Below are 24,909 nucleotides of genomic sequence, written 5' to 3' on the forward strand. Positions count from 1 at the left end.
ACGCTAGTGGTGTATAAAATGAATTAAGTTTATTTAATATAATTAAGTTAGGCTATGTTTTAAATTAGTGTTGCTTTTTAGATAGAACCGTAGGAATATCTTAAAAGCAATATTCTCTAAAACAGAGCCTTAAGTTAAAGAAAAATAAACTATGTTAAATATTATTTTGAAATTTAAGTTTAATTTGAGGGAATAGGTGAATTTATGAGTAGATTAGAAAAGGAAAGAAGTGTTTCTTTATTAGAACCTAAAAATAGAGGAGTTTTTACTGTTAATTTCAAGCATCCATTACTGGTGGATAGTAAGAGCAATGTAAAGTCCATTACTAAGAGTTTAGGTGCTGATGTAGGAAAAGATTATCATAAGGCCAAAGAGATAGTTGATGAAATTAAAAGTATTATAAATAACAAGGAGTGTTATGGTGATTTTAATGGGTATTTAAAATGTAAGACAATGTATAGTAAAAAGGCTGTTGATATTATTTTTGATAATACTATTTTTAAAAATGGATTATATGATGATTTTAAAGGAGATATATTAGAAAAGTATATTCCTTTAAAAAGTAGAGGAGAAGATGACAAAAATTTATTATTAAATAAAACATCAGAGTATAAGGAGAAGAAGATTCAATTAATAGGAAGAGGAAATAAATCTATAAAAAGAATATTGTCTCAATACATAGGATCAGTAAAAACAAATTTTTTAGAAGTGAATAGAAGAATTAATATGGAAGGAAGTTTTGAAGCACATGTTTGTAATAAATCAAATGAGCTTGAATTCGTATGTACATTTTTATCAAAAGAAGCCTTAGTATATGAACTTAAAAAGAATCTATATTATTCAATAGAAGCTTTGCTTTTAAGTGAAAAGTTAAATAACAAACATGGCCTTTACTCCAATGATGAGACAAATGAAGAAAGCAAGTTAAGCATATTCAGAAATTTAACTGAAGGAAGACATGGAGAAAATAGTTTTAATCTATTATTTTATGATTTTAAATCAGGAAGTGATTTTGCATATATTAAGGAAGAAACTCATTCACTATATAGTAAAATAACAGAAAAAATTAAAAGCTTAGCTAAGGATTCATGGATAGGATTTTGTAATATTAATAAGAAGGCAAATTTTATTTATGGGGATAATAAGGATGAATTAATAAAGGAAGCTTACTATAAATTTTTAACTAAAGAGGATAAAGAGTTTTCTAAAAGGTTTAATATCTTAATTGAAGATATCCTTAAAGAAGTAGAACATAAGAGAGTTAATATATTAAAGAAGTTTATTGAAGAAGCTAAGAATCTTGGAAAGGGTATAAATTGGACTCTTAAAATTTTAGATAGAGAATCTGGGAAAGAAGTTAATTTTTCTAATAAAGATAGGTTATGTCATAAGAATGAATTATATGATGGAGCTGGATTATGTGATGAAGATAAATTATGTGATGAAGATCAGTTATTTGATGAAGATAGATCATTTAATGAACATGAATTATCATATGTTGAAAAGAATAACTTAAGTTTAAATGATTTAAAGAACATATCTTCTATGGCATCTGTTTATTTTAGTTTATCTTATAGAAAAGATGAAAAAGATTTAAAGGGAAAGTTAGAGAAGAATCTTAGTGATTTAGAATTAATTAATAAAAAGCCAGATAAGCATTTGAGAGAAAAGTTTTTTAGAATTTTGGAGGGCTTTTCAAGTGAGGGTGAGAACTTAAGAGAAATAACATTGAAACCATTAATTAATGGAATAAGAATAAAGGGAAACTTCAAGCCTTTATGGGTCAATGAGGAAGAAAACTTTGAGGATACTATATTATCTTATTATGAAGATGGATTAAATAATGAAAAGAGTATTTCTAATGAGGTAAGAAAAAACATGGTTAACTCCCATAGAATACTTTGGGTTTTAGAAGAAAATGAAAATAGTATATATAATGAAGAAATATTGAAATACTTAATAATAAATGGATATTTAAATAAGAGTAGGCTTTGTTTTATCGAAGATGAAAGCTCAAAAGGTTATTTTGAAAATAGAGAATATAGAAAGTATAGAGAATATATAAAATGTAGAGAAGATAAAGAGGAAAAAGAAGATAAGAAATATAGCGGTTATGATTTTAGTAATTATTATAGAGTGAATGCTGCAATAAGAAAGCTAGATTATCTTTTGAACTCTCTAGGAAAAGAAAGTGGAGTTGGCGATAGTTTTGTTAGGGGAAGAGAAGAATTATATAAGAATAAGTTAATTAATAAAGTGGTTTTACTAAATAGTTTAGACAAGATTATTTTAAATAGAGAGTTTGCTTATAAGGATGAGAAGAGAGCTTCTGAAGATAAAAAGAATATAGAGGATTTAATTAGCCTAGGGGCAGAGAGGGAAGATTCCAATTTAAATAGTGTATTCTTAAGCTTAAAAAAATCCTTTGAGGAAAATAAAATCAATGTTTATGAAACAGTTAGAAATCTTGAGGAATTAATGAGGGAGTTTGAGGAAGAAAAAGAAGCGAGTATTGGGTGTAGTAGCAAGTTTTCTTGTGAATTTAAGTGTAGTAAGCCTTCTTATAAATATGAAAAACTAGTTTACTTGGGATTATACTTAAATAAAACTTTTAGAGAGGACTTTATAAAGCGTATTAACTCATCAAATTGGCAGGAGCTAGAAAGTTTTAATAGTAAAATAGCTTATAACTATAAAGGAAGATCTGAAGGGAATTTATGCCCAGAATATATCCTTGAATGTACTATAAAAGAGAAGTTACTTTCATACTTATTAAATCCTGAATTAGTGAAAGAAAAAATTAATAATGAGGAATTTGAGGAAGCAGTTATGTCTATTATGGAAAGTCTTTCTGGGAAGATTCTAGAAGGAGTTAAAAGGCTTATAGTAGATGATAATTTAGAGAAATGGGAGAAGGGAGTTAATAGTATAGAAGAGAGCTTTATTAGTAGAAGAAAAAGCATAGAGAATATTATAAATGAAAATTTTTATGTTGATTATGAAGTATTAAATGAAGATAAGGTTCTTTCTTTTATGAAGGATATTTTAATTAATAATAAAATTTTTAGGGAGATTAAAGGAGAGATAAAAATTTGATGAAGTTTAAAAATATTACCAATTTAGAAAATATTAACAAATGGTAATCTAAAGGTATTTATTTGCTTTATAAGTAAATAAATACCTTTTGTTGAGATAAAAAAGGTGTTGATAACAAATTAACAAAAAGTTAACAAAAAAATATTTTGTAGAAAAAAGTCATATTGTTTATGGTTATGAAATTGTTTTCTTAAAGTGAATAATGTTTAAAAAAAGTATAAAAAAGTTAAAAATCATAGTAGAAATATAGTATATAGAAAATTAATTAAAAAATATTGATAAATATTTTAATAAATATTTTAATATTATAATAAGTTTCAATAAAAAGGAATACTTTTTTGTTTTTTATAGATTTTAATTTTAAAAAAAGTTTTTAAAAATATAAAAAATGAAAAAAATTAGAAATGCAAGAATTAGTAGCCACTTTATGAATTTTTTATTTTGTTATATTATATTTAGGTGAGATAGTTTGTTGATAAAACAAAAAATAATATTAAAATTAAACTTAAAACAATTTAATAAAGTAGGAGGGTTCATGGAAGAGAATACTATAAGCTTACAAGAGATTGCTTATGCTTTAAAGAAAAGATGGAGATTAATAGCTTTAATAACTATTGGAGCAACCTTAATCTCAGCAATATTAAGTTTTTTTGTTATAAAACCACAATATGAAGCATCAACTAAGCTTTTTATTGGTAAGCAAGAATCACAAGATAATAATGCATACAATAGTAATGATGTAATGATGTATCAACAATTAATGAAGACTTATGCAGAACTTGCCAAGACTTCAGATTTAGTTACTAAGGCTGTAGATAATGCAGGACTAGACTTTAATAGTAAACAAGTTAAAGGCTTACTTGATAATTTACAAGTTGTTCCAAGTGCTGATACACAAATTTTAGATTTAACATATAAGGGAGAAAATCCTGAAGATGTTTTAAAGATTACAGAAGCCATAACTAATGAATTTATTTCTGAATCTAAAAAACTTATTCCTAATGGAAATATTCAAATAATACAAGCACCACAGCTTCCAGAGCATCCAGTTAGTCCAAACAAGAAGCTTAACATACTTATTGCTTTTGTTTTAGGCCTTATGGTTGGGGTAGGAGTAGTACTTTTACTTGAATATTTAGATAATACATTTAAATCAAGGGAAGAGTTAGAAAAGACTTTAGATTTACCTATAATAGGAACAATACCAGATTATAATAATCTTGATGCTTAGGAGGAAAGAGAATGTTAATACTAGAAAGCAATCCTCAGTCAGTAGCTGCTGAGAGTTATAGAACTTTAAGAACAAACATACAATATTCATCTTTTGATAATCCTGTTAAGTCAATTGTTATGACTAGTTCAGAGCCAGGGGAAGGAAAATCAACTACAAGTGCTAACTTAGCTCTTTCTTTTGCTCAAGATGGAAAGAGAGTAATACTTATAGATTGCGATTTAAGAAAACCTGTTGTACATAAAGAGTTTGGAATAAGTAATTCTGTGGGATTATCAGAGTTTTTAATTGGTATGACCGAATTTGGTAAGGTTGTTTATAAGCATGAATCAGGACTTCATGTATTACCATCTGGGACAATCCCTCCAAATCCAGCTGAGATGCTTGCTTCTAAAGCGATGGAGCATTTATTAGAACAATTAAAAGAAAAATATGATTACATAATATTAGATATGCCACCAGTGAATGCTGTAACAGATTCAAAAATACTTTCAACAAAGGTTGATGGAACAATATTAGTTGTAAAGTATGGTTATACAAAAAAAGATGCTGTTGTTGAAGCAGTAAAAGGATTAAAAGCAGTTAAGGCTAATATAATAGGAACAGTATTTAATGGAGAAGAATCTCAAAGAGGAAAATACTATCATTATTATAAAAAAGATTAATATTTAAACATAAGCAGTCTAACACTCACTAAAGTAGGAGTGTTAGGTTGTTATTTATGATATGAAAAATTAATGTGCAAAAGAAAACGTGTTTAGGTTAAAAATAAAATATGTTAGGGGGATAGAGTTAAATGTATGAATCTTTAGAGAAAATTTCAGATGAAGATAAAGAACAATTATCAGATCATGGAAAAAAGAATTATTTATTCTGTAAAAGATTAATTGATATTTTGGGTTCAGGAATCGGATTAATAATATTAAGTCCTTTATTTTTAATCGTAGCAATAGCTATAAAAATTGAGGATAGAAAAGGAACTGTTTGGTTTTCTCAAAAAAGGGTAGGCCAGTATGGTGAAGAATTTAATATGTATAAGTTTAGATCAATGGTTAGTAATGCAGAAGAATTAAAAGCTAAACTTATGGAGCGAAATGAAATGTCTGGACCAATGTTTAAAATGAAAAATGATCCTAGAATAACTAAAGTTGGAAGATTCATAAGAAAAACTAGTATAGATGAGTTACCTCAACTCATAAATGTTTTAAAGGGAGAAATGAGCTTAGTTGGTCCTAGACCAAGCCTTCAAAAGGAAGTATCTCAGTTTGAACCATGGATGAGAGAAAGACTAGAGGTTAAACCTGGTTTAACATGTTATTGGCAAGTAATGGGGAGAAATGATATAGATTTTAATGATTGGATGAAGCTTGATGTTAAGTATGTTCATGATAGAAATCTATGGTTAGATTTAAAGTTAATTTTTAAAACATTTTTTGTGCTTTTTGGAGATAAAAGTGCAAGTTAGATAAAAGGGGATGAAAGTATATGTTATGTGCATTAATAATGGCTGGAGGGAAGGGGACAAGATTTTGGCCTTTATCAACAGAGGAAAAACCAAAACAATTTTTAAAACTTATAGGCGATAAAACCATGATACAAATGACTATAGATAGGGTGAAACCTATAATTCCCATAGAAAGAATATTTGTTTGTACTGGTGAAAGATATATAGATTTAGTAAAAGAACAGCTTCCAGAATTACCAGAAAAGAATATTATAGTGGAACCTGAAGGAAGAAATACAGCACCATGTATAGCTTTATCTGCATTAGTTATAAAGAGATATTATAAAAATGCAACAATGGTAGTTTTACCTTCAGATCATTTAATAAGTAATGAAGGTAGGTTTAGAGAAATACTTTTAGATGGAGAAGAATATTTAAAAGAACATAAAAGTGCAATTCTTACATTAGGAATGACTCCAAGTAGAGCGGAAACTGGTTATGGATATATTAAATTTACTGAAGAACAAAACTTAGTGAATAATAGTGAAGTAATAAAAGTTGAAAAATTTGTTGAGAAACCTGATAAAGAAAAAGCTGAGGAATATTTATTAGATGGTTCATATCTTTGGAATGGAGGAATGTTCCTATGGACTGTTGATAACATAATTAATAGAGTAAAAGAGCATATACCAAATACATATGAAGCGTTAAAAGGAATTGAAGAGATTAGTGAGGAAAATCTTCAAGAACTTATAAATAATAACTATAAAAATACTGATTCAATTTCAGTTGACTATGCAATTTTGGAAAATGCAGATGAGATAAGAGTTATTCCAAGTGATATAGGATGGGATGATATTGGAACTTGGAGATCTGTAGAAAGGTACAGAAAAAAAGATTTAAATAATAATATAGTAAATGAAAATGTAAGGGTAATAGAGTCAAAATCAAATATGGCTATTAATAAAGAAAAGAAAGTTGTTATGATTGGTGTGGAAGATATCATGACAGTTGAAACAGATGACGCTATATTTATTGTAAAAAAAGATTATATGGATAATCTTAGAGATTATAAAGAAGTATTATAAAAAATAATGATGAAAGTGTTGATGATATGAGTAGAATGAATTTTCTTAATATAGAAGTTGATAATCTAACTATGGACGAAGCACTAGATAGAGCTGAAAAACTAATTTTAAATAAAAAGCCAAGTTATGTTGTTACACCAAATGTTGATCATATAGTTAAATTAGAGACCGATAAGGACTTTCAAGATGTATATAGAAATGCAGATTTGATTTTGACAGATGGAATGCCATTAATATGGATATCAAAAATAAAAGGGAATCCAATAAAGGAGAAAATTTCAGGATCAGATTTTTTTCCAAAACTTTGTGAAAGAGCTGCTGAAAAAGAGTATAGTTTATTTTTATTAGGCGCGGCAGAAGGCGTTGCAGCTAAAGCAGCTGAAAATTTAAAAGAAAAGTATAAAGGGCTTAATATAGTAGGAACGTATTCACCAAGCTATGGATTTGAAGAAAAAGAGGATGAAATAAAAAAAATAATTAAAGTTATTAACAATGTAAGACCAGATATATTAGCAGTTGGACTTGGCGCTCCAAAACAAGAAAAGTTTTTGTATAAATATAGAAATCAACTTAATGTACCAATTTCATTAGCAATAGGGGCTAGCATAGATTTTGAAGCTGGAAATGTAAAAAGAGCTCCTAAAATTATGCAAAATATGGGGCTTGAATGGTTCTATAGATTATGCAAGGAGCCTAAAAGGATGTTTAAAAGATATATAATTGATGATTTTAAAATATTTAAAATTTTTATTAAATATTAAAGATTTGGAGATATAAATGAAGAAAAATATTTTATTTATAAGTACATTATTACCTTATCCATTAAATAATGGTGGAAAAATAAAAACATATAATACATTGAAAATACTATCCGAAAGTTATGATATAGATTTAATTTGCTATTATGAAAATGAAAATGAATTGAAGTATATCGAAAATTTAAAAGAAGTAGCAAAAAATATTGATGTTTTCAAATCAAAAATAACAACTAATGATAATAAAAAATATATGTGTAAGTTAGCTTTAAAAAGTTTATTTACAAGTTTACCGTTAACAGTACTTAAATTTTTTAGTGGAAATTTTTCACAGTTAATACATAAAAAAATAGAAGAAAATAAATATGAGAAATTATATATAGATCATTTACAAATTTCTATTAATATAAAAAATTTTAATTTAAAAAATTTAGATTACATATTAGATGAGCATAACTGCGAGTATTTAATAATGAAAAGAAAAGCTAAAGAAGAAAAGAATATATTTAAAAAAATATTTTTTGGATTAGAATATTTAAAGCTTAAAAATTATGAGAAGAATATTGGAGATAAAGTTAATAAGATCATAGCTTTATCAGAAAATGATAAAAAAGAGTTAGATAACATCGGAATTAAGATGAATAAAATAAAGGTGATACCGATAGCTTTCTCTACAGACTACATAAAAGAAAATTTGAATGAAAAAAAAGAATGTTTAAACATATTATTTTTAGGAACAATGAGCTGGATGCCTAATTATGAAGGTGTGCTATGGTTTTTAAAAAATGTTATTCCTATTTTAAGAGAAGAAAAAATGAATTTTAAATTTTATATAGTAGGAAAAGGTGCAAGTGATGAAATAAATCAATATGATAATGGAAAAGATATTGAAATTTTAGGTTTTGTAGAGGATTTAAATCAATATTTTGATTTATGCGATTGTATGATAGTGCCAATATTTTTTGGAAGTGGCCTTAGAGTAAAAATAATAGAAGCTTTTGCTAAAAAAATGCCTGTAATATCAACAACTATAGGAGCTGAAGGGTTAAATATAGAAAATAAAAAAAATATATTAATAGCAGATTCTTCTAAAGAATTTTTAAGTTCATTAAAAGATATAAATAATCCTAAAATTAGAGAAAAGTTGGCTAGAAATGGAAGAATAGTTTTTGAAAATGAGTATTCTTTTGAAGCTATAAAAAATAAAATTTTAAAATTTCTAAAAAAGGGAGAATAATATGAATAAAATATCTTTAGTAATGGCTACTGTAGGAAGAGTCCATGAAGTTGAAGCATTTATTAATACTTTAGAAAAACAGAAATTCTCTAATTACGAACTTATAATTGTAGATCAAAATACTCATTATTTATTGGAAGAAATTTATGAAAAATATAAAGATAAAATAAAAATTAAGTATATTAGAAGTGAGAAAAAAGGTTTATCCTTAAATAGAAATATAGGAATAAAATATGTAACTGGGAATATAATAGCTTTTCCAGATGATGATTGTGAATATGATGAAGATACTTTACTAAATGTAGATCAATACTTTAATAATAATGATAAAGAAATATATTGCTGCAAAGTAGTTGATAAGAATACCGGAGCAAAATTTGGCAAAACAAGTGATTTAAATGAAATGTTAGCATTTAATAATATAATGAAAAATTGTGTTAGTATATCTATATTTATTAAATTTAAAAATATAGAACACATTAAATTTGATGAGAAGTTAGGTGCTGGGACTTACTTTGGTAGTGGAGAAGAAAGTGATTTGATTTTTAAGTTGCTTCATTATGATTATAAAGGAGATTATTTTTCTGATAAAGTTGTTTTTCATCCAGCTCGAAATGATGATAACCCAAGTATTGAAAATAATAATAAAGATAGTTTAGGTTTAGGTGCTTTAATGAAAAAAGAAATATATTATAGAAAGAATTATAAGTTAATTATATTTTTCATAAGTAGATTATTTAGACCAGCAGTAGGATGTATTATAAAACCTAAAAAGTCAAAATTTTACATGGAATCAATAAAGTATAGAGTAAAGGGATATTTAGAATATGAACAAAGAGAATAAAATAAATATAATTACTGCAACCTATAATAGGGGAAAGTATTTAAAAAATATTTATAAAAGTATATGTGAACAAAAATATAGTAATATACAATGGGTTATTGTTGATGATGGTAGTAAAGACAACACAGAAGAAGTAGTAAATAAATATATATCAGAAGGTATTATAGCTATAAAATATATAAAAAAAGAAAATGGTGGTAAACATACTGCTTTGAATATAGCAATTGATAAAGTTGAAGAGGGATTGGTATTTATAGTAGATTCTGATGATATTTTATCAAAAAATAGTTTGGAAAAAATAAATACATTATGGAGTAATATTAATAAAAAAGAATATAATTATAACATTATTGGCATTGGAGGCTTAAAGGGATATATAAATAATAATGTTATAATTGGTGATAAAATACCGTGTGATAATTTTTTAGATGATACGTTATTAGGCTTAACATATAATTATAAAGTTTTAGGAGATAAATCTATAATTTTTGATTACGAAGTTCTTAAGAATTATAGGTTTCCAGAATTCAAAGGAGAAAAGTTTCTTACAGAAGCTGTAGTATATAATAGAATAATGAATGAAAAAAATAAGTTAAGATGGGTAAATGAAATATTTACATTATGTGAGTATTTAGATGATGGATTAACTAAAAAATATGATGAAATAATGAGTGAAAATTGGAATGGAACCAAATTATATTTTGAAGAGTTATTGAATTTAAATATAGGTAATGATAATAAGAGAGAGATTATAAAAAATTATTTAAGATATGGTTATGTAAATAATGAATTTAATTCTATAACTAAAAAATATAAACTTAAAGGAATTCCTAAATTAAATGCTTTAAAAGAAGGAATAATTTTATCAAATAAAATAAAAGTTAAAAAGCTTTTAAGGAGAAAATAATGAAAAGATTAAAAAGTCATAGTTATATAATATTAATTTTTATATTTTCTTTTATAATAATTGACTTTTTTAGAAGATTTATTATATGTAATTTTTTAAAAATAGATAGTAATCTAATTGGATATGTAAACTATGTTGTTTACATACTATTGTTTTTTACAATTTTATTTAAGTTAAAATATAAAATGTATGAATTAAAAGTATTATATGGATTTATTTTTATACAAATATTGTTTTTTATAAATTTTAGGGTTAATGGATATGGAATTGATAGATATTTTTATGAAGAAGTATTTGTATTGTTGCCATTACTTTTAATTGGAATAAAGTTAAATAAGTTTGATTTTAAGAAGGTATATTTTTTAGTTCTTAAATTAATTAATATTCTAGTTGGAATTCTAGTTTTTTTAGGAGTCATTGATTTTATAACTAATTCTGGAGTACAGAAGTTTTTAGCATCTCATAATTACTTTGAAAGTTTATTAAATAGTGACTTACTTATGCAAAGTGGAGTATATAGATATTATTCTTTTTATGGGCATCCACTGAGAGTTGCTCAAATGATTATATTATTTTATATATTAAATGCTATAGCATATCAATATTTAAATAAAAAAATAAATATGTTTATTATATCTATAGTTAGTATAGTAGGAGTTATTATTACTAGTAGTAAGGCTGGAATAATAATATTACTAGCTTTATTAATAATAAATTTTAATATATATAAAAGTATAATTGGTAAAATATGTATTAATACTTTTTTAGTAATAACTGTGGTATCAGTAGCACTTAGCAAAGTATTTAGGGAAATTGTTTTAGCAAGATTAGTTAATATAGATTTTTCTTCAGGAAGAAATGAAGTTTTTGACTATATAAAAATGGGATATTTGCCTAAACCAACTTTTTTAGGAAAAGGTGTTGATTATAGCGGATATTTATTAAATATAATGAATACTAGTATTTCAAGTTTTGAATATCCATTTTTAATATTTTCATATGAGTGCGGAATAATAATAACCATAGTAATGTATGCTCTATTTCTGTACCCAGCAATAAAGTTGTTTTTAAAAAAACATTTCAAAATATTTATATACTTTATAGCTTTGACAGGAATAATAAATATTTATAATGGAATATCTGTAATGGGAGATTATATGATTCAATACTGCTTCATAATAATGTTATTCAATAATTTAAATAACTATTTGGGGGAGAAGAATGAAGAAAAAAATATTATTCGTGATTGATAATTTAAATGGTGGAGGAGCTGAAAAAACATTAGTAACTTTGCTAAATAATTTTGACTTTAACCAATATGAATTGACTTTATTTTTATTTTCAAAAGAGGGAGTTTATTTAGAGGAGCTTAATAGCAATATAAAATTAAAATATTTATTTAATTTAAAATATTCTAAGAGTAAAACAATTATAAATAAAATAAGACGAAAAATATTTTTCTTATTAGCTTCTAAGTCATTATTAACAAATACAATAAAAAATAAAATAATTTCAATTATAGGAGAAGATTATGATACTTATATAGCATTCATGGAGGGACTATCAACTAAGATAGTTGACATTATAGGAGATAATGAGAAAAAGAAAATTGCTTGGGTGCATACAGATGTAAGTAAATACAATTGGTATACAAAATATTATAAGTCATATGATGAAGAAAAAAAATGTTATTTAAATTTTGAAAAGATAGTATGTGTTTCACAGGATGCTCTTAAAGGATTTGAAAACAGATATTTTAAAGATAAAAATAAATTAACAGTAATATATAATGTTCTAGATAAAGATAAGATTTTTAAAAAAGGAAATGAAAAAATTATCTTAGAAGGGGATTTTAAAATTTCTAATATAGGAAGGTTAGAAGAAGAAAAAGGACAAGATGTATTAATAAGAGCATTTACTAAAAGTAATTTAAATAAAGAAAATAATTATTTATACATAATTGGAGAGGGAAGCAAAAAGAAATACTTAAAAAACTTATGTGAAGAATTAAAAGTCAATAAAAAAGTTAGATTTCTTGGTTTTAAAGATAATCCATATAAATATATTAAAAATTCAGATGTTGTGGTTTCAGCTTCTAGAAATGAAGGCTTCTCGTTAGTTGTTGCTGAGGCAATAATATTGGGGAAGATGGTTGTATCAACAAATTGTTCGGGACCAATTGAAATTTTAGAAAATGGAAAATTTGGTGTGATAGTTAATGATGAAAATGAATTAGTTAATATATTAAATGAGATAGATACTAATAGAAGATTAATAAGTAAATATGAAGCATTAGCTAAAGAGAGAAGTAGTATTTTTGATTTAAATAATACTCTAGAGAAAATATATAATATACTATAATGGAGAATAAAATGAAAAATAATAAAGTTATAAAATCGGTAACATTATTGACAGCTTTAAGTTTGTTTTCAAAACTTTTAGGTTTTCTTAGAGATATATTAATGGCTAGTAATTATGGTACAAGTTATCAAGCCGATGCATATAATATGGCTATTACTATTCCTAACATAGTCTTTGGAATAGTAGGGGTTGGAATAACTACCACTTTTATTCCTATATTTTCTGAGATATTAATGAAGAAAAATAAAGATGAAATGTTTGAGTTTGCTAATAACATAATGACTTTAGTATCAGCATTAACTATTTTTTTAGGCGTTATTTCTTTTGCTTTTTCAGATGAAATTGTGAGAATAATAGCTCCAAATTTTACGGGAGAAAGATATTTACTTACAGTAACCTTAACCAAAGTTAGTATAATCAATATTTTCTTTATGGGTATTGTTGCAGGATTCAATGCTATATTACAAACATTAGATGATTTTAGAGCAACTGCATACATGTCTATTATCATTAATATACCAATAATAATATACTTGTTATTAGGAAATACTTTTGGTGTGCTAGGACTAACAATAATAACTGTTTTAGGTAATGCATTGCAAATAGCTATACAGATACCATATTTAATAAAATATAAATATAAATTTAAGCTTAATTTTAATATTAAAAATGAATATATAGGAAAGATAATAAAATTATTAATTCCAGTAATAATAGGAAGTGGAGTGGCGCAAATTAATGATGTAGTAGATAAGATGTTAGGATCATATCTACCAACAGGTAGCATAACAGCATTAAATTTAGCACAGAGGTTGAATTCAATAATACATACTGTTTTTATAACTGCTATAGTAACAGTAATATTCCCTATAATGGCTAGTTATGTTAATGATAATTTAGAAAAATTTAAAGGTTTGATTTCAAAATCAATAATAATAATAATAATTGTTATGTTACCAGCAATACTTCTTATTGTTATTTTAAATAAAGAAATAATAACTTTGATTTTTGAAAGAGGAGAATTTGATGCAAATTCTGTTAATATGACAGCAACAGCATTAATGTTTTACTCAATAGGAACAATATTTTATGGGCTACGGGATGTACTAAGCCGTGCGTTTTATTCATTACAAGATTCTGTTATACCAATGAAAAATGGAATAATAGGAGTTTTAACCAATATAATTTCAAATATTATGCTTATAAGAATTTTAGGAATAGGTGGACTTGCCTTGGGTACAACTATTTCTGCAATAGTAACAACTGGACTTATGTTAAAAGATATGAGAAAAAAAATTGGTAAGTTTATGAATAAGGAGTTTTATAAGAATTTAATTAAAGTTATATTCTCATCAACTATAATGGTTATAGAATTAATAATTCTTTTAGAATGTGGTATAAGTAATTTATTTATTTTATGTCCAATAGCTATTTTAACATATTTAATTTTAGTATATATATTAAAAGTTGAAGAGGTATTTTTCATAAAAGAAATTGTTTTAGAAAAAATAAGAAAAAAATAAAAATTTATGTTTTTATAAATTAAGTTTCTGCTATAAATTTTTTTGTAGTAGAAATTTTTCTTTATCTTTTTAAAGATTTACAGTTACGTTAAGAACTAGTTCTTATATTATTTTTGAATAGGAGTGATCAATTAGAATGAAGATATTATTAACTGGTGGAATTGGTTATATAGGAAGCCATACAATAATAGAACTATTAAAAGATGAAAATAATTCTGTTGTTGTTATTGATAACTTAATAAATAGTAGAAAAGAAGTTAAGGATATAGTTGAAGATATAACAGGTAAAAAAATAAAATTCTATGAAGGTGACTTAGTCAATTTTGAAGACATAGATAATATTTTTGAAAATGAAAAAATAGATGCTGTTATACACTTTGCTTCTCTTAAAGCAGTCGGAGAATCAGTTGAAAAACCCTTAGAATATTATAATAACAATATTATTGGAACCTTAAATCTTTTAACAAGTATGAGAAATCACAATGTTAAGAAGTTTATATTTAGTTCTTCAGCTACCGTTTATGGAGAAAGTGAAATCGTGCCTGTACATGAAGGACTTCAATCAGGTTTTGCAACAAATCCTTATGGTAGATGTAAGACAATGACAGAGGATATGTTAAGAGATATATATGTATCAGATAATTCATGGGATATTGTTCTTCTTAGATATTTTAATCCAGTTGGAGCTCATGAAAGTGGGTTAATTGGTGAGTTACCTAATGGAATACCAAATAATCTTATGCCTTATGTTTCAAAAGTAGCTGATGGAGAGTTAGACTATGTAAGAGTATTTGGAAATGACTATAACACTCCAGATGGAACTGGAATAAGAGATTATATACATGTTGTTGATTTAGCCAAAGGACATGTAGCTGCTATGAAAAAGTTAGAGGATGGTTCAGGAGTTAGTACATATAACTTAGGAACTGGACAAGGATATTCTGTATTAGAAATAATTGAAGCTTTTTCAAAGGCATCAGAAAAAGAAATACCTTATAAAATAGTTGAAAGAAGATCAGGAGATATTGCTATTAGCTTTGCTGATCCATCAAAAGCTGAAGAGGAGCTTGGATGGAAAGCAGAGAAAAACTTAGAAGATATGTGTAAAGACTTTTGGAAATGGCAATGTGTAGGAATGAAAAATTTAAAATAGCACAAGCATAAAAATTTTACTTGGAGGATTAAAGATGAATCATTTAGAAAGACTAAAAATGTGGATAGAATCAGCTAAGGTTTCAAAAAAAATAAAATAAGAATTAAAGAATTTAACAGATACAATAGAAATTGAGGATAGATTCTACAAAGATTTAGAATTTGGTACTGGTGGATTAAGAGGAGTTATTGGGGCTGGTAATAATAGAATGAATATATACACTGTATAAAAGGCTACTCAGGGATATTCACAATATTTAAAAAAACACTTTGAAAATCCATCTATAGCTATTGCTTATGACTCAAGAAACATGTCAAAGGAGTTTGCAAAGGCAACAGCATTAACTTTTGCTGCTAATAATATAAAGGTTTTCTTATTTGAAGATTTAAGACCAATTCCAGAACTTTCATTTACAGTGAGAGAGCTTAAATGTTCAGGAGGAATAGTTATAACAGCTTCTCATAACCCAAAACAATATAATGGATATAAAGTTTATGGAGCTGATGGAGGACAAATAACTGACGAAACAGCTAAAGAAATTATAAGATATATTGATTCTTTACATATATTTGAACATGTTAAAACTATGTCTGAGAAAGAAGCATTAGATAAAGGGTTATTAACTTATATTGGAGAAAATGTGGACAAAGTCTACATTAAAAATGTTAAATCTTTATTTATAAGAAAAAGCTTAGTTCAAGAAAAGGCTAAGGAGTTAAAAATAATATATACTCCGATTCATGGTTCAGGTAATAAACCGGTTAGAAGAGTTTTACATGAACTTGGATTTGAAAATTTAAAAGTTGTTAAAGAACAGGAAAAGCCAGATGGAAACTTTCCAACAGCATCATATCCAAATCCAGAGGATAAATCAGTATTTAAATTAGCTTTAGAAATGGCTAAAACTGAAAATCCAGATATAATTTTTGGAACTGACCCAGACTGCGATAGAATAGGGGTTGTTGTTAAGGATAATTCAGGAGAATATAAAGTTTTAACAGTAAACCAAACAGGAATGCTTTTAGCAGATTATATATTAAAATCACTAAAAGATGAAGAAAAATTGTCTTCAAAGGGAGCTATTATAAAAACAATAGTTACTACAGAAGGCGTTAAAAATATAGCGGACTTTTATGGTGTAGAGCTTATAAATACACTAACTGGATTCAAATATATTGGTGAAAAAATAGGAGAGTTTGAAAAAACTAAGAGTAATGATTTCATCTTTGGTTTAGAAGAAAGCTATGGATATTTAGCAGGAAATTTTGTAAGAGATAAGGATGCAGTTATAGCTTCAACTTTAATTGCTGAGATGGCGTTATATTATAAAGAAAATGTACTAACTCTTTACGAAGCTTTAATAGAGTTATATGAAAAGTTTGGATATACGCAAGAAAAACTTATATCTATAGAATTAGCAGGAAAAGAAGGACAAGAAAAGATAGCTAAATGTATAGATTCTTTAAGAAATAATCCTGTTAAAGAGGTTTTGGGAGTTAAGGTTAAAACTTCATTTGATTATAAATTAAGTAAAGAAATAGATAACGATACTATGGAAGAAAGAGAAATTAATCTTCCAAAATCTAATGTTTTAAAATATATACTAGAAGATAATTCATGGTTTGTTATTAGACCATCAGGAACAGAGCCGAAAATGAAGATTTATTTAGCTATAGAAGCTAAAACTCTAAAAGAATCAAATGAAAAAATAGAGAAATTTGAAAAAGCCGTAATGGACATTGTAAATAAAGAACTTTAATTTTATATTTAAATTTAAGAAAATTAGATATTATTCATATAATATAAAGACATAGCAAGTTCTAACTCCTCTGAATTTGCTATGTTATTTTTTTGAAAAATATTGCATATAAATTTAATATTGTTTTATTTTATATATAATAAGATGATAAAAAAATATAATATAACTTTCTTATGAATAAAAGTTATACTAATATCAACTTTTTATTTTTTAGATATTGTTAATTTGTAAGAGTTAATTATTTTATGATATAATTTTAGATGTAATTTTTTGGTGAGGGAGAAGTTTTAATGAATATATTATTAACTGGCGGAATTGGCTATATAGGAAGCCATACGATAATAGAATTATTAGGGGATGAGAATAATTCTGTTGTTGTTATTGACAACTTAATAAATAGTAGAAAAGAAGTTAAAGATATAGTTGAAGATATAACAGGTAAAAAAATAAAATTCTATGAAGGTGACTTAGTCAATTTTGAAGACATAGACACTATTTTTGAAAATGAAAAAATAGATGCTGTTATACACTTTGCTTCTCTTAAAGCAGTCGGAGAATCAGTTGAAAAACCTTTAGAATATTATAATAACAATATTATTGGAACTTTAAATCTTTTAACAAGTATGAGAAATCATAATGTTAAGAAGTTTATATTTAGTTCTTCAGCTACCGTTTATGGAGAAAGTGAAATTGTGCCTGTACATGAAGGACTTCAATCAGGATTTGCAACAAATCCTTATGGTAGATGTAAGACAATGACAGAGGATATTTTAAGAGATATATATGTATCAGATAATTCATGGGATATTGTACTTCTTAGATATTTTAATCCAGTTGGAGCTCATGAGAGTGGGTTAATTGGTGAGTTACCTAATGGAATACCAAATAATCTTATGCCTTATGTTTCAAAAGTAGCTGATGGTGAGTTAGATTATGTAAGAGTATTTGGAAATGACTACAACACTCCAGATGGAACTGGAGTAAGAGATTATATACATGTTGTTGATTTAGCAAAAGGACATGTAGCTGCCATGAAAAAGTTAGAGGATGGTTCAGGAGTTAGTACATATAACTTAGGAACTGGACAAGGATATTCTGTATTAGAAATAATTGAGGCTTTTTCAAAGGCATCAGGTAAGGAAATACCTTATAAAATAGTTGAAAGAAGAGCAGGAGATATTGCCACTAGCTTTGCAGATCCATCAAAAGCTGAGAAAGAGCTTGGATGGAAAGCAGAGAAAAACTTAGAAGATATGTGTAAAGATTTTTGGAAGTGGCAATGTGTTGGAATGAAAAATTTCAGATAGAATTAATCATATGTTGTAATAATCTAGGTTAAAAGTATTTAAATATATTTTTGTATTTAAATTAATCAAGGATAGAACTTGACAATTAACTTACAATAGTTTTACTAAAATAGAGTCATGAAAAAGTATTTTGAAGTCTTTAAATTTTATTGTACAAGGGGATAAGAGAATGAATAAGAAAATAAGAAAAGCTATAATACCAGCAGCAGGTCTTGGAACTAGATTTTTACCTGCAACAAAAGCTCAACCTAAGGAGATGCTTCCGATAGTGGATAAGCCAACTATACAATACATAATAGAAGAAGCTATAGCCTCAGGAATTGAAGAAATTCTTGTTATTACAGGAAGAAGTAAAAAATCAATTGAGGATCACTTTGACCGTAATATTGAACTTGAAATGGAGCTTGAAAAGTCAGGTAAGACTGAACTTTTAGATTTAGTTAGAGATATATCAGAAATGGTTGATATTCATTATATAAGACAAAAAGAACCAAAGGGACTTGGACATGCTATACATTGTGCAAAGACTTTCGTTGGGGATGAGCCATTTGCTATATTACTTGGAGATGACGTGGTTTATAATGATGAGAAACCATGTTTAAAGCAATTAATTGATTGTTATGATGAATATAGAACTAGTGTATTAGGTGTTCAAACTGTTCCAGAAGAGAATGTTTCTAAGTATGGAATTGTTAATGGAAAACATATTGAAGGTAGAGTTTACAAAGTAAAGGGATTAGTTGAAAAACCATCTCAAGAAGAAGCACCTTCAAATGTAGCTATATTAGGAAGATATATAGTAACACCTAGAATATTTGAAATATTAGAAAATACTAAGCCAGGTAAAGGTGGAGAAATTCAATTAACAGATGCCCTTTTAGAGCTTATGAGCGAAGAAGCTATGTATGCTTATGATTTTGAGGGTAGAAGATATGATGTTGGAGATAAACTAGGATTCTTAGAAGCTACTGTTGAGTATGCCTTAAGAAGATCAGATCTTAGAGATGGATTTGTTGATTACTTAAAAGGATTATCTACTAGCCAAGATATATTTGGAGAAAAAACAGTTACTAAAAAGGAAGAAGAGAAAGAAGAAGAAAAAGTTCTTGTTACTCAAGCGTAATTAAGAATAGGTTGTATCAAAAGTTCGAAATAATAAAATATAAATCTTTAATGAAAAAGCTCTGTGCATTTACAGAGCTTTTTTTATTAAAACTTAGATTTTTAACTATATAAATAATTTATAATATTTTAAATTTAAGCTTTATTTTAAAGCACAAATTAAGATTATAAAGAGAAAGATTAATAAAATGTAATAAGGGTTGACTATAATTTTAAATATATGGTTATAATTAACAGATGATATTTAAAATTTATTTATAGCAGTATGGAATATACTAAGATAGGAGAATTTATGGTTATTATTTCTCAAAATACATTTTTAATATGGGGTATTTTATTTTTTTGCTTCTTCAGAGTGGCAATTAAAATCAAAGGAATAATTAAAAAAGAACATATTTATAAAAGCATATATTCTAGTGAAGAATTTATGTTTGATTTATTTTGTATTTACATAATTGGCGTAATTTCAAGAGTTTATTTCCCACTAACTATTGCTTGGGGAAACCACATCGTTTATAGTCCACCAGAAATATGGCTTAGACCAATTTGGAGCATAAAGCAAATATATCTTGATGTAGGGCTTTCAGGTGTAATATATCAATTAACTGGCAATTTAATAGTACTAAGCCCAATGGCATTTTTCATTTGTTATTTTTATAGTATAGATGAAGAAAAATTAACCTTAGGAAAAAGGATAATAAAAAGGATAAATAAACTTTTAGAAAGCTTTGAAAGAAGAAATAAAGAGGGAATAAGAGAAAATTCTTATATACCATCAATAAAAACTATATTAAAAGTATGTTTTTTAATAGCCTTATTCATAGAAAGCTCTCAAGTGGTTTTATCTTTAGTTTTTCCTAATACAAAAAGATTCTTTGAAATTAATGATCTTATATGTAATACTTTAAGTGGAATTTGGGGATATTATATTTATAATTTATTTATTAATATAACAGTTAAATCAAGAAATATATGCAAGTTTTAAGTGAAAAGGATTATCTAAGTAGTAATGTTAACTTGAAGAAAAGCGTAAGTTAATATTTGAAAATAAAACCTCAACTAAAGAGTAAAAATTCTCTAAAAATAACTTGAAATAAAAAAAGTTTTTATTAAGGCATTGAGGTTATGACTAGCTTATAAGTAGTTTGAGTTAAGTTAAAATATATTCTTTGGAAAATAACCTTTGACTTCTTAAAGAATTAGGAATATACTTAGTACATGTCAACGAGACAATTTAATGACGCGGGATGGAGCAGCTGGTAGCTCGTCGGGCTCATAACCCGAAGGTCGTAGGTTCAAGTCCTGCTCCCGCAACCATAAAAAGTTCTACTTAAAAAAGTAGAACTTTTTTTATTGTTTTTATTTTAGATAAGAAAATGCATTTATATATTAAGTAGTAATATTAACTCTAAGAAAAGCCTAAGTTAATATTTGTAGATAAAACCTCAACTAAAGAGTAAAAATCCTCTGAAAATAACTTGAAATAAAAAAAGTTTTTATTAAGGTGTTGAGGCTATGACTAACTTATAAGTAGTTTAAGTTAAGTTTAAATATATTCTTTGGAAAATAACCTTTGACTTCTTAAAGAATTAGGAATATACTTAGTACATGTCAACGAGACAATTTAATGACGCGGGATGGAGCAGCTGGTAGCTCGTCGGGCTCATAACCCGAAGGTCGTAGGTTCAAGTCCTGCTCCCGCAACCATAAAAAGTTCTACTTAAAAAAGTAGAACTTTTTTTATTGTTTTTATTTTAGATAAGAAAATACTTTTATATATTTAATTTTAATGAAATTCTCTATATAATTCTATTGAAGGATAAAATTAGTATGTTGGTTTGATAAAGATATAAATAACTGTAAATACATATATCTAAAAATCAATATTCATCTAAAAAATAGTATAAATAGGGGGAAGAGTTAGTAAGGCTTTATTCAAGAAGCTTATATAGCTCTAAGTGGATTATGAGTATAAATTATAATGAGAATTTTAAAACCTTTCATTTAAAGACAAAGAATACAAGTTATGTTTTTAAAATCTTGGAAACAGGACATGTAAGTCACTTATATTGGGGAAGAAAGCTAAAGACCGATAACTTAGAATATTTTTTTAGAAAAAGATGTTTTGGAAGTTTTTTAGCCGATACAGATAATATAGAAGGCTTTCAATTGGAATTAGTTCCACAGGAGTGTCCAACTTTTGGAGCGACTGATTTAAGAAGTCCAGCCTTAGAGTTTCAATATGAAGATGGCACATCAGCTACTGATTTAAGATATAAGTCTCATAGAATTTACAATGGGAAACACAATCTTGCAGGATTACCAGCTGTATATATTGAAAATAAAGAAGAGGCTACATCACTAGAAATAACCCTAGTAGATTCTCTAAAAAATCTAGAAGTTATTTTAACATATAATGTTTTTAAAGATTTTGATGCTATTACAAGAAGTTTAAAGATAGTAAATAATAGTAATGAAAAAATAAATATAGAGAGAGTTTTAAGTGCTAATGTAGATTTTAAGGATGATCAATTTGATTTTATTCAACTTTCAGGGGCATGGGGAAGAGAAAGACATATTGTTAGAACACCTCTAAGAAGTGGAAGTCAAGCTGTTGAGAGTAGAAGAGGAGCAAGTAGTCATGCTCAAAATCCTTTCATGGCTTTATGTAGAAAAGAGGCTAATGAAGAGAATGGAGATGTTTATGGATTTAGCTTAGTCTATAGTGGAAATTTCTTAGCTAATTTGGAAGTTGATATGTATAGAAATGCAAGAGCTCAAATAGGAATAAATCCTTTTGATTTCAAATGGTTACTTGATTCTAAAGAGGAATTTCAAGCTCCAGAGGTTGTTTTAGTTTATTCTCCAAATGGTTTAAATGGAATGTCTCAAATTTACCATAAGCTTTATAGAGAAAGATTAGCGAGAGGAGAGTATAGAGATAAGGTAAGACCTATACTTATAAATAACTGGGAAGCTACTTATTTTGACTTTAATGAAGTGAAAATAAAGGAAATCGCCAAAGAGGCTTCAGAACTAGGAATGGAACTTTTTGTTCTTGATGATGGATGGTTTGGAAACAGAAATGATGATAGAAGTTCCTTAGGAGATTGGTTTGTTAATGAAGATAAATTAAAAGGTGGACTTGGTAAGTTAGCTAAGGATATAAATGATATGGGATTAGGATTTGGATTATGGTTTGAACCAGAGATGATTTCACCTATTAGTAAACTTTATGAGAATCATCCAGATTGGTGTATTCATATTCCAGGAAGGGCTAGATCTCAAGCAAGAAAACAGTTAATTCTAGATTTATCAAGAAAAGAAGTTTGTGATTATATAATAGAGTCTGTTAGTAATGTACTTGAAAGTGCTAATATATCTTATGTTAAGTGGGATATGAATAGAAATATGACTGAAGTCTGTTCTTTAGGTTTATCTCCAGATAGACAAAGAGAAACAGCTCATAGATACATCTTAGGGTTATATACAGTTATGGAAGAGATAACAAGTAGGTTCCCTAATATATTATTTGAGAGTTGCTCTGGTGGTGGAGGAAGATTTGATCCAGGAATACTTTATTATATGCCTCAAACTTGGACAAGTGATGATACTGATGCCATAGAAAGACTTAAAATACAGTTTGGAACATCTATGGTCTATCCACCAATTTCTATGAGTTGTCATGTTTCAGCCGTACCTAATCATCAATCTGGTAGAGTAACGCCTCTTGAAACTAGAGGAATTTCTGCTATGGCAGGTAATTTTGGATATGAGCTTGATATTACTAAGTTAAGCGAAGAAGAAAGAGAAGAGTTAAAAGAGCAAATAAGTCTTTATAAAGAAATTAGAGAAACTGTTCAATTTGGTACTCTTTATAGATTAAAAAGCCCTTTTAATAGCAATGAAGTAGCTTGGATGATAACTTCAGAGGACAAGAAAGAGATTGTAGTAAGTTATGTTAGACAATTAGCTCTTGTTAATGAGACATTTAAAAATTTAAAACTTACAGCATTAGATAAAGATTCAGAGTATGAAATTATAGGAGAAAATTTAACTCTTGGTGGAGATGAGCTTATGTATATAGGTTTAAATATTCCAGAACTTAATGGAGACTATGTTTCAAAACTTTGGAGATTAAAAAAAGTAGAAAAGTAATTTAATAAAAGAATGCATGATTACTTAAGTTTAGCTTGTAATCATGCATTTTATTTTTATCTCTATTTTAAACTTCTTTTGCTACCACCACTATTCTAGCATCATCAAATTCATATCCACAAGTAACTAGAGTTAATATCTTATTATCTGGTTTTAAATCCATATCTGCTCTTTTAAAGAGTGATTTATCGACTTGTTCTTTTAAATATGCTTCATAGGATGCTTCATTTGGGAAGTTTAATTTTATTTGAGATTCTAAATCCTTAGCATTACTTAAATAAACTGAGAAAATTTCAAAATTTAATTTCTTACCATCTCTATAAAGAGTTATATATTTATTTGTATTAAAGAAATTTTCATTCTTAAAATGCTTCATTTGGGCAAACATAGTATCATTTCTCATATTATGACCATAAATAACAATATTAGTATCATTATTTAAATCATTTTCTGAGTCAACAAATATTGAACCAGAAAAGCTCTTTTCTTTGTTAAAGTTACGGTGTAGATAAAAATTATTATCTTCTCCTTGAACTACTGGAAAATCTATGTTTGTTCCATCAACTTTTATCCAAAATTTATAGTCTGGATTTATATCTTTTAAGTTCTTTTCATTTTTAGCATCTTTCTCAGATTCTTCTGGGTCTGTATTAGTAGCAGAATCAGATAGAGGAGAAAGAGTTCTTAAGCTTTCATAATTATTTGAGTCAGTATAATATCCTAAGCGCCTTTGATATATTTGTAGAGCACAAAAGAAAATTATAACTATTAAAACTAAGCTTATAATTTTTTTACTTCTTCTTGAGTTTTTCATTATATTCACCTCTAAATAATAACTTGTTTTTTTATGGCTATGTTTTAGACGAGTGTTGATTTTTAGTCGGATTTATCTAAATTGTAGAAAGTCTTAAGGACCGTTTTAGT

The 24,909-nt window shown here is 26.6% G+C and carries 18 protein-coding genes, 2 tRNA genes and 1 pseudogene; 20 read left to right on the forward strand and 1 reads right to left on the reverse strand.

Translation table 11 applies throughout. The annotated features are described in order from the left end of the window. Window positions 1-204: 204 nt before the first annotated feature. From AC2A4K_RS03115 to AC2A4K_RS03210, 20 genes and pseudogenes are all read left to right on the forward strand, one after another. On the forward strand, window positions 205-3,096 hold the full coding sequence (locus AC2A4K_RS03115) for a hypothetical protein (protein ID WP_322504429.1): 2,892 nt from the start codon (window positions 205-207) through the stop codon (window positions 3,094-3,096). A gap of 535 nt (window positions 3,097-3,631) precedes the next feature. Beyond that, window positions 3,632-4,327 carry a YveK family protein gene (locus tag AC2A4K_RS03120; RefSeq protein ID WP_322504428.1) on the forward strand — a complete coding sequence of 232 codons (696 nt, stop codon included), beginning with the start codon at window positions 3,632-3,634 and terminating at the stop codon, window positions 4,325-4,327. Window positions 4,328-4,338: 11 nt separating this feature from the next. Then, entirely contained in the window at window positions 4,339-4,992 is a 654-nt protein-coding gene (locus tag AC2A4K_RS03125) for a CpsD/CapB family tyrosine-protein kinase (protein ID WP_322504427.1), read from the forward strand. A 131-nt stretch (window positions 4,993-5,123) separates the two neighbouring features. Further along, on the forward strand, window positions 5,124-5,792 hold the full coding sequence (locus AC2A4K_RS03130) for a sugar transferase (protein ID WP_322504426.1): 669 nt from the start codon (window positions 5,124-5,126) through the stop codon (window positions 5,790-5,792). A gap of 20 nt (window positions 5,793-5,812) precedes the next feature. Further along, a complete protein-coding gene (locus AC2A4K_RS03135; RefSeq protein ID WP_322504425.1) occupies window positions 5,813-6,859 on the forward strand; it encodes a mannose-1-phosphate guanylyltransferase in 1,047 nt (348 codons plus the stop codon). A 26-nt stretch (window positions 6,860-6,885) separates the two neighbouring features. Continuing rightward, complete coding sequence (locus AC2A4K_RS03140) at window positions 6,886-7,620, forward strand: WecB/TagA/CpsF family glycosyltransferase (protein ID WP_322504424.1); 735 nt, start codon at window positions 6,886-6,888, stop codon at window positions 7,618-7,620. A 16-nt stretch (window positions 7,621-7,636) separates the two neighbouring features. Next, on the forward strand, window positions 7,637-8,851 hold the full coding sequence (locus tag AC2A4K_RS03145; RefSeq protein ID WP_322504423.1) for a glycosyltransferase: 1,215 nt from the start codon (window positions 7,637-7,639) through the stop codon (window positions 8,849-8,851). Between the two features lies 1 nt (window position 8,852). Further along, window positions 8,853-9,695, forward strand: a complete 843-nt coding sequence (locus AC2A4K_RS03150; protein ID WP_322504422.1) for a glycosyltransferase family 2 protein — start codon at window positions 8,853-8,855, stop codon at window positions 9,693-9,695. After that, window positions 9,679-10,602 carry a glycosyltransferase family A protein gene (locus AC2A4K_RS03155; protein ID WP_322504421.1) on the forward strand — a complete coding sequence of 308 codons (924 nt, stop codon included), beginning with the start codon at window positions 9,679-9,681 and terminating at the stop codon, window positions 10,600-10,602. The genes AC2A4K_RS03150 and AC2A4K_RS03155 overlap by 17 nt, the downstream gene beginning before the upstream one ends. After that, window positions 10,602-11,852: a hypothetical protein gene (locus AC2A4K_RS03160; protein WP_322504420.1), complete on the forward strand. Its 1,251-nt coding sequence runs from the start codon at window positions 10,602-10,604 to the stop codon at window positions 11,850-11,852. Before AC2A4K_RS03155 ends, AC2A4K_RS03160 begins: the two co-directional genes overlap by 1 nt. After that, the gene (locus tag AC2A4K_RS03165) at window positions 11,824-12,963 is read left to right on the forward strand and encodes a glycosyltransferase (protein ID WP_322504419.1); all 1,140 of its coding nucleotides are present in this window, start codon (window positions 11,824-11,826) and stop codon (window positions 12,961-12,963) included. Before AC2A4K_RS03160 ends, AC2A4K_RS03165 begins: the two co-directional genes overlap by 29 nt. Window positions 12,964-12,974: 11 nt before the next feature. After that, on the forward strand, window positions 12,975-14,486 hold the full coding sequence (gene murJ, locus AC2A4K_RS03170) for a murein biosynthesis integral membrane protein MurJ (RefSeq protein ID WP_322504418.1): 1,512 nt from the start codon (window positions 12,975-12,977) through the stop codon (window positions 14,484-14,486). Between the two features lie 136 nt (window positions 14,487-14,622). Then, entirely contained in the window at window positions 14,623-15,639 is a 1,017-nt protein-coding gene (galE, locus tag AC2A4K_RS03175; protein WP_322504417.1) for a UDP-glucose 4-epimerase GalE, read from the forward strand. 34 nt (window positions 15,640-15,673) lie between these two features. Then, a pseudogene (locus AC2A4K_RS03180) lies at window positions 15,674-17,398 on the forward strand (phospho-sugar mutase). A gap of 290 nt (window positions 17,399-17,688) precedes the next feature. Further along, window positions 17,689-18,705 (forward strand): UDP-glucose 4-epimerase GalE, encoded by a 1,017-nt coding sequence (gene galE / locus AC2A4K_RS03185; RefSeq protein WP_322504416.1) that lies wholly within the window; start codon window positions 17,689-17,691, stop codon window positions 18,703-18,705. Window positions 18,706-18,874: 169 nt separating this feature from the next. Continuing rightward, window positions 18,875-19,828 (forward strand): UTP--glucose-1-phosphate uridylyltransferase GalU, encoded by a 954-nt coding sequence (gene galU, locus AC2A4K_RS03190; protein WP_322504415.1) that lies wholly within the window; start codon window positions 18,875-18,877, stop codon window positions 19,826-19,828. 291 nt (window positions 19,829-20,119) lie between these two features. After that, window positions 20,120-20,812, forward strand: coding sequence for a VanZ family protein (locus tag AC2A4K_RS03195; RefSeq protein ID WP_322504414.1), 693 nt, complete (start codon window positions 20,120-20,122; stop codon window positions 20,810-20,812). A gap of 256 nt (window positions 20,813-21,068) precedes the next feature. Continuing rightward, window positions 21,069-21,144: transfer RNA gene (locus tag AC2A4K_RS03200), tRNA-Met, on the forward strand. Window positions 21,145-21,458: 314 nt separating this feature from the next. Beyond that, window positions 21,459-21,534 (forward strand) — tRNA-Met (locus AC2A4K_RS03205). Between the two features lie 258 nt (window positions 21,535-21,792). After that, window positions 21,793-23,985, forward strand: coding sequence for an alpha-galactosidase (locus AC2A4K_RS03210; protein ID WP_322504413.1), 2,193 nt, complete (start codon window positions 21,793-21,795; stop codon window positions 23,983-23,985). Between the two features lie 67 nt (window positions 23,986-24,052). Here the strand turns inward: AC2A4K_RS03210 and srtB are convergent, their stop codons facing one another. Beyond that, window positions 24,053-24,799, reverse strand: a complete 747-nt coding sequence (gene srtB / locus AC2A4K_RS03215) for a class B sortase (RefSeq protein ID WP_322504412.1) — start codon at window positions 24,797-24,799, stop codon at window positions 24,053-24,055. Window positions 24,800-24,909: the final 110 nt, after the last annotated feature.

The sequence above is a fragment of the Clostridium sp. LIBA-8841 genome, from assembly GCF_057782475.1.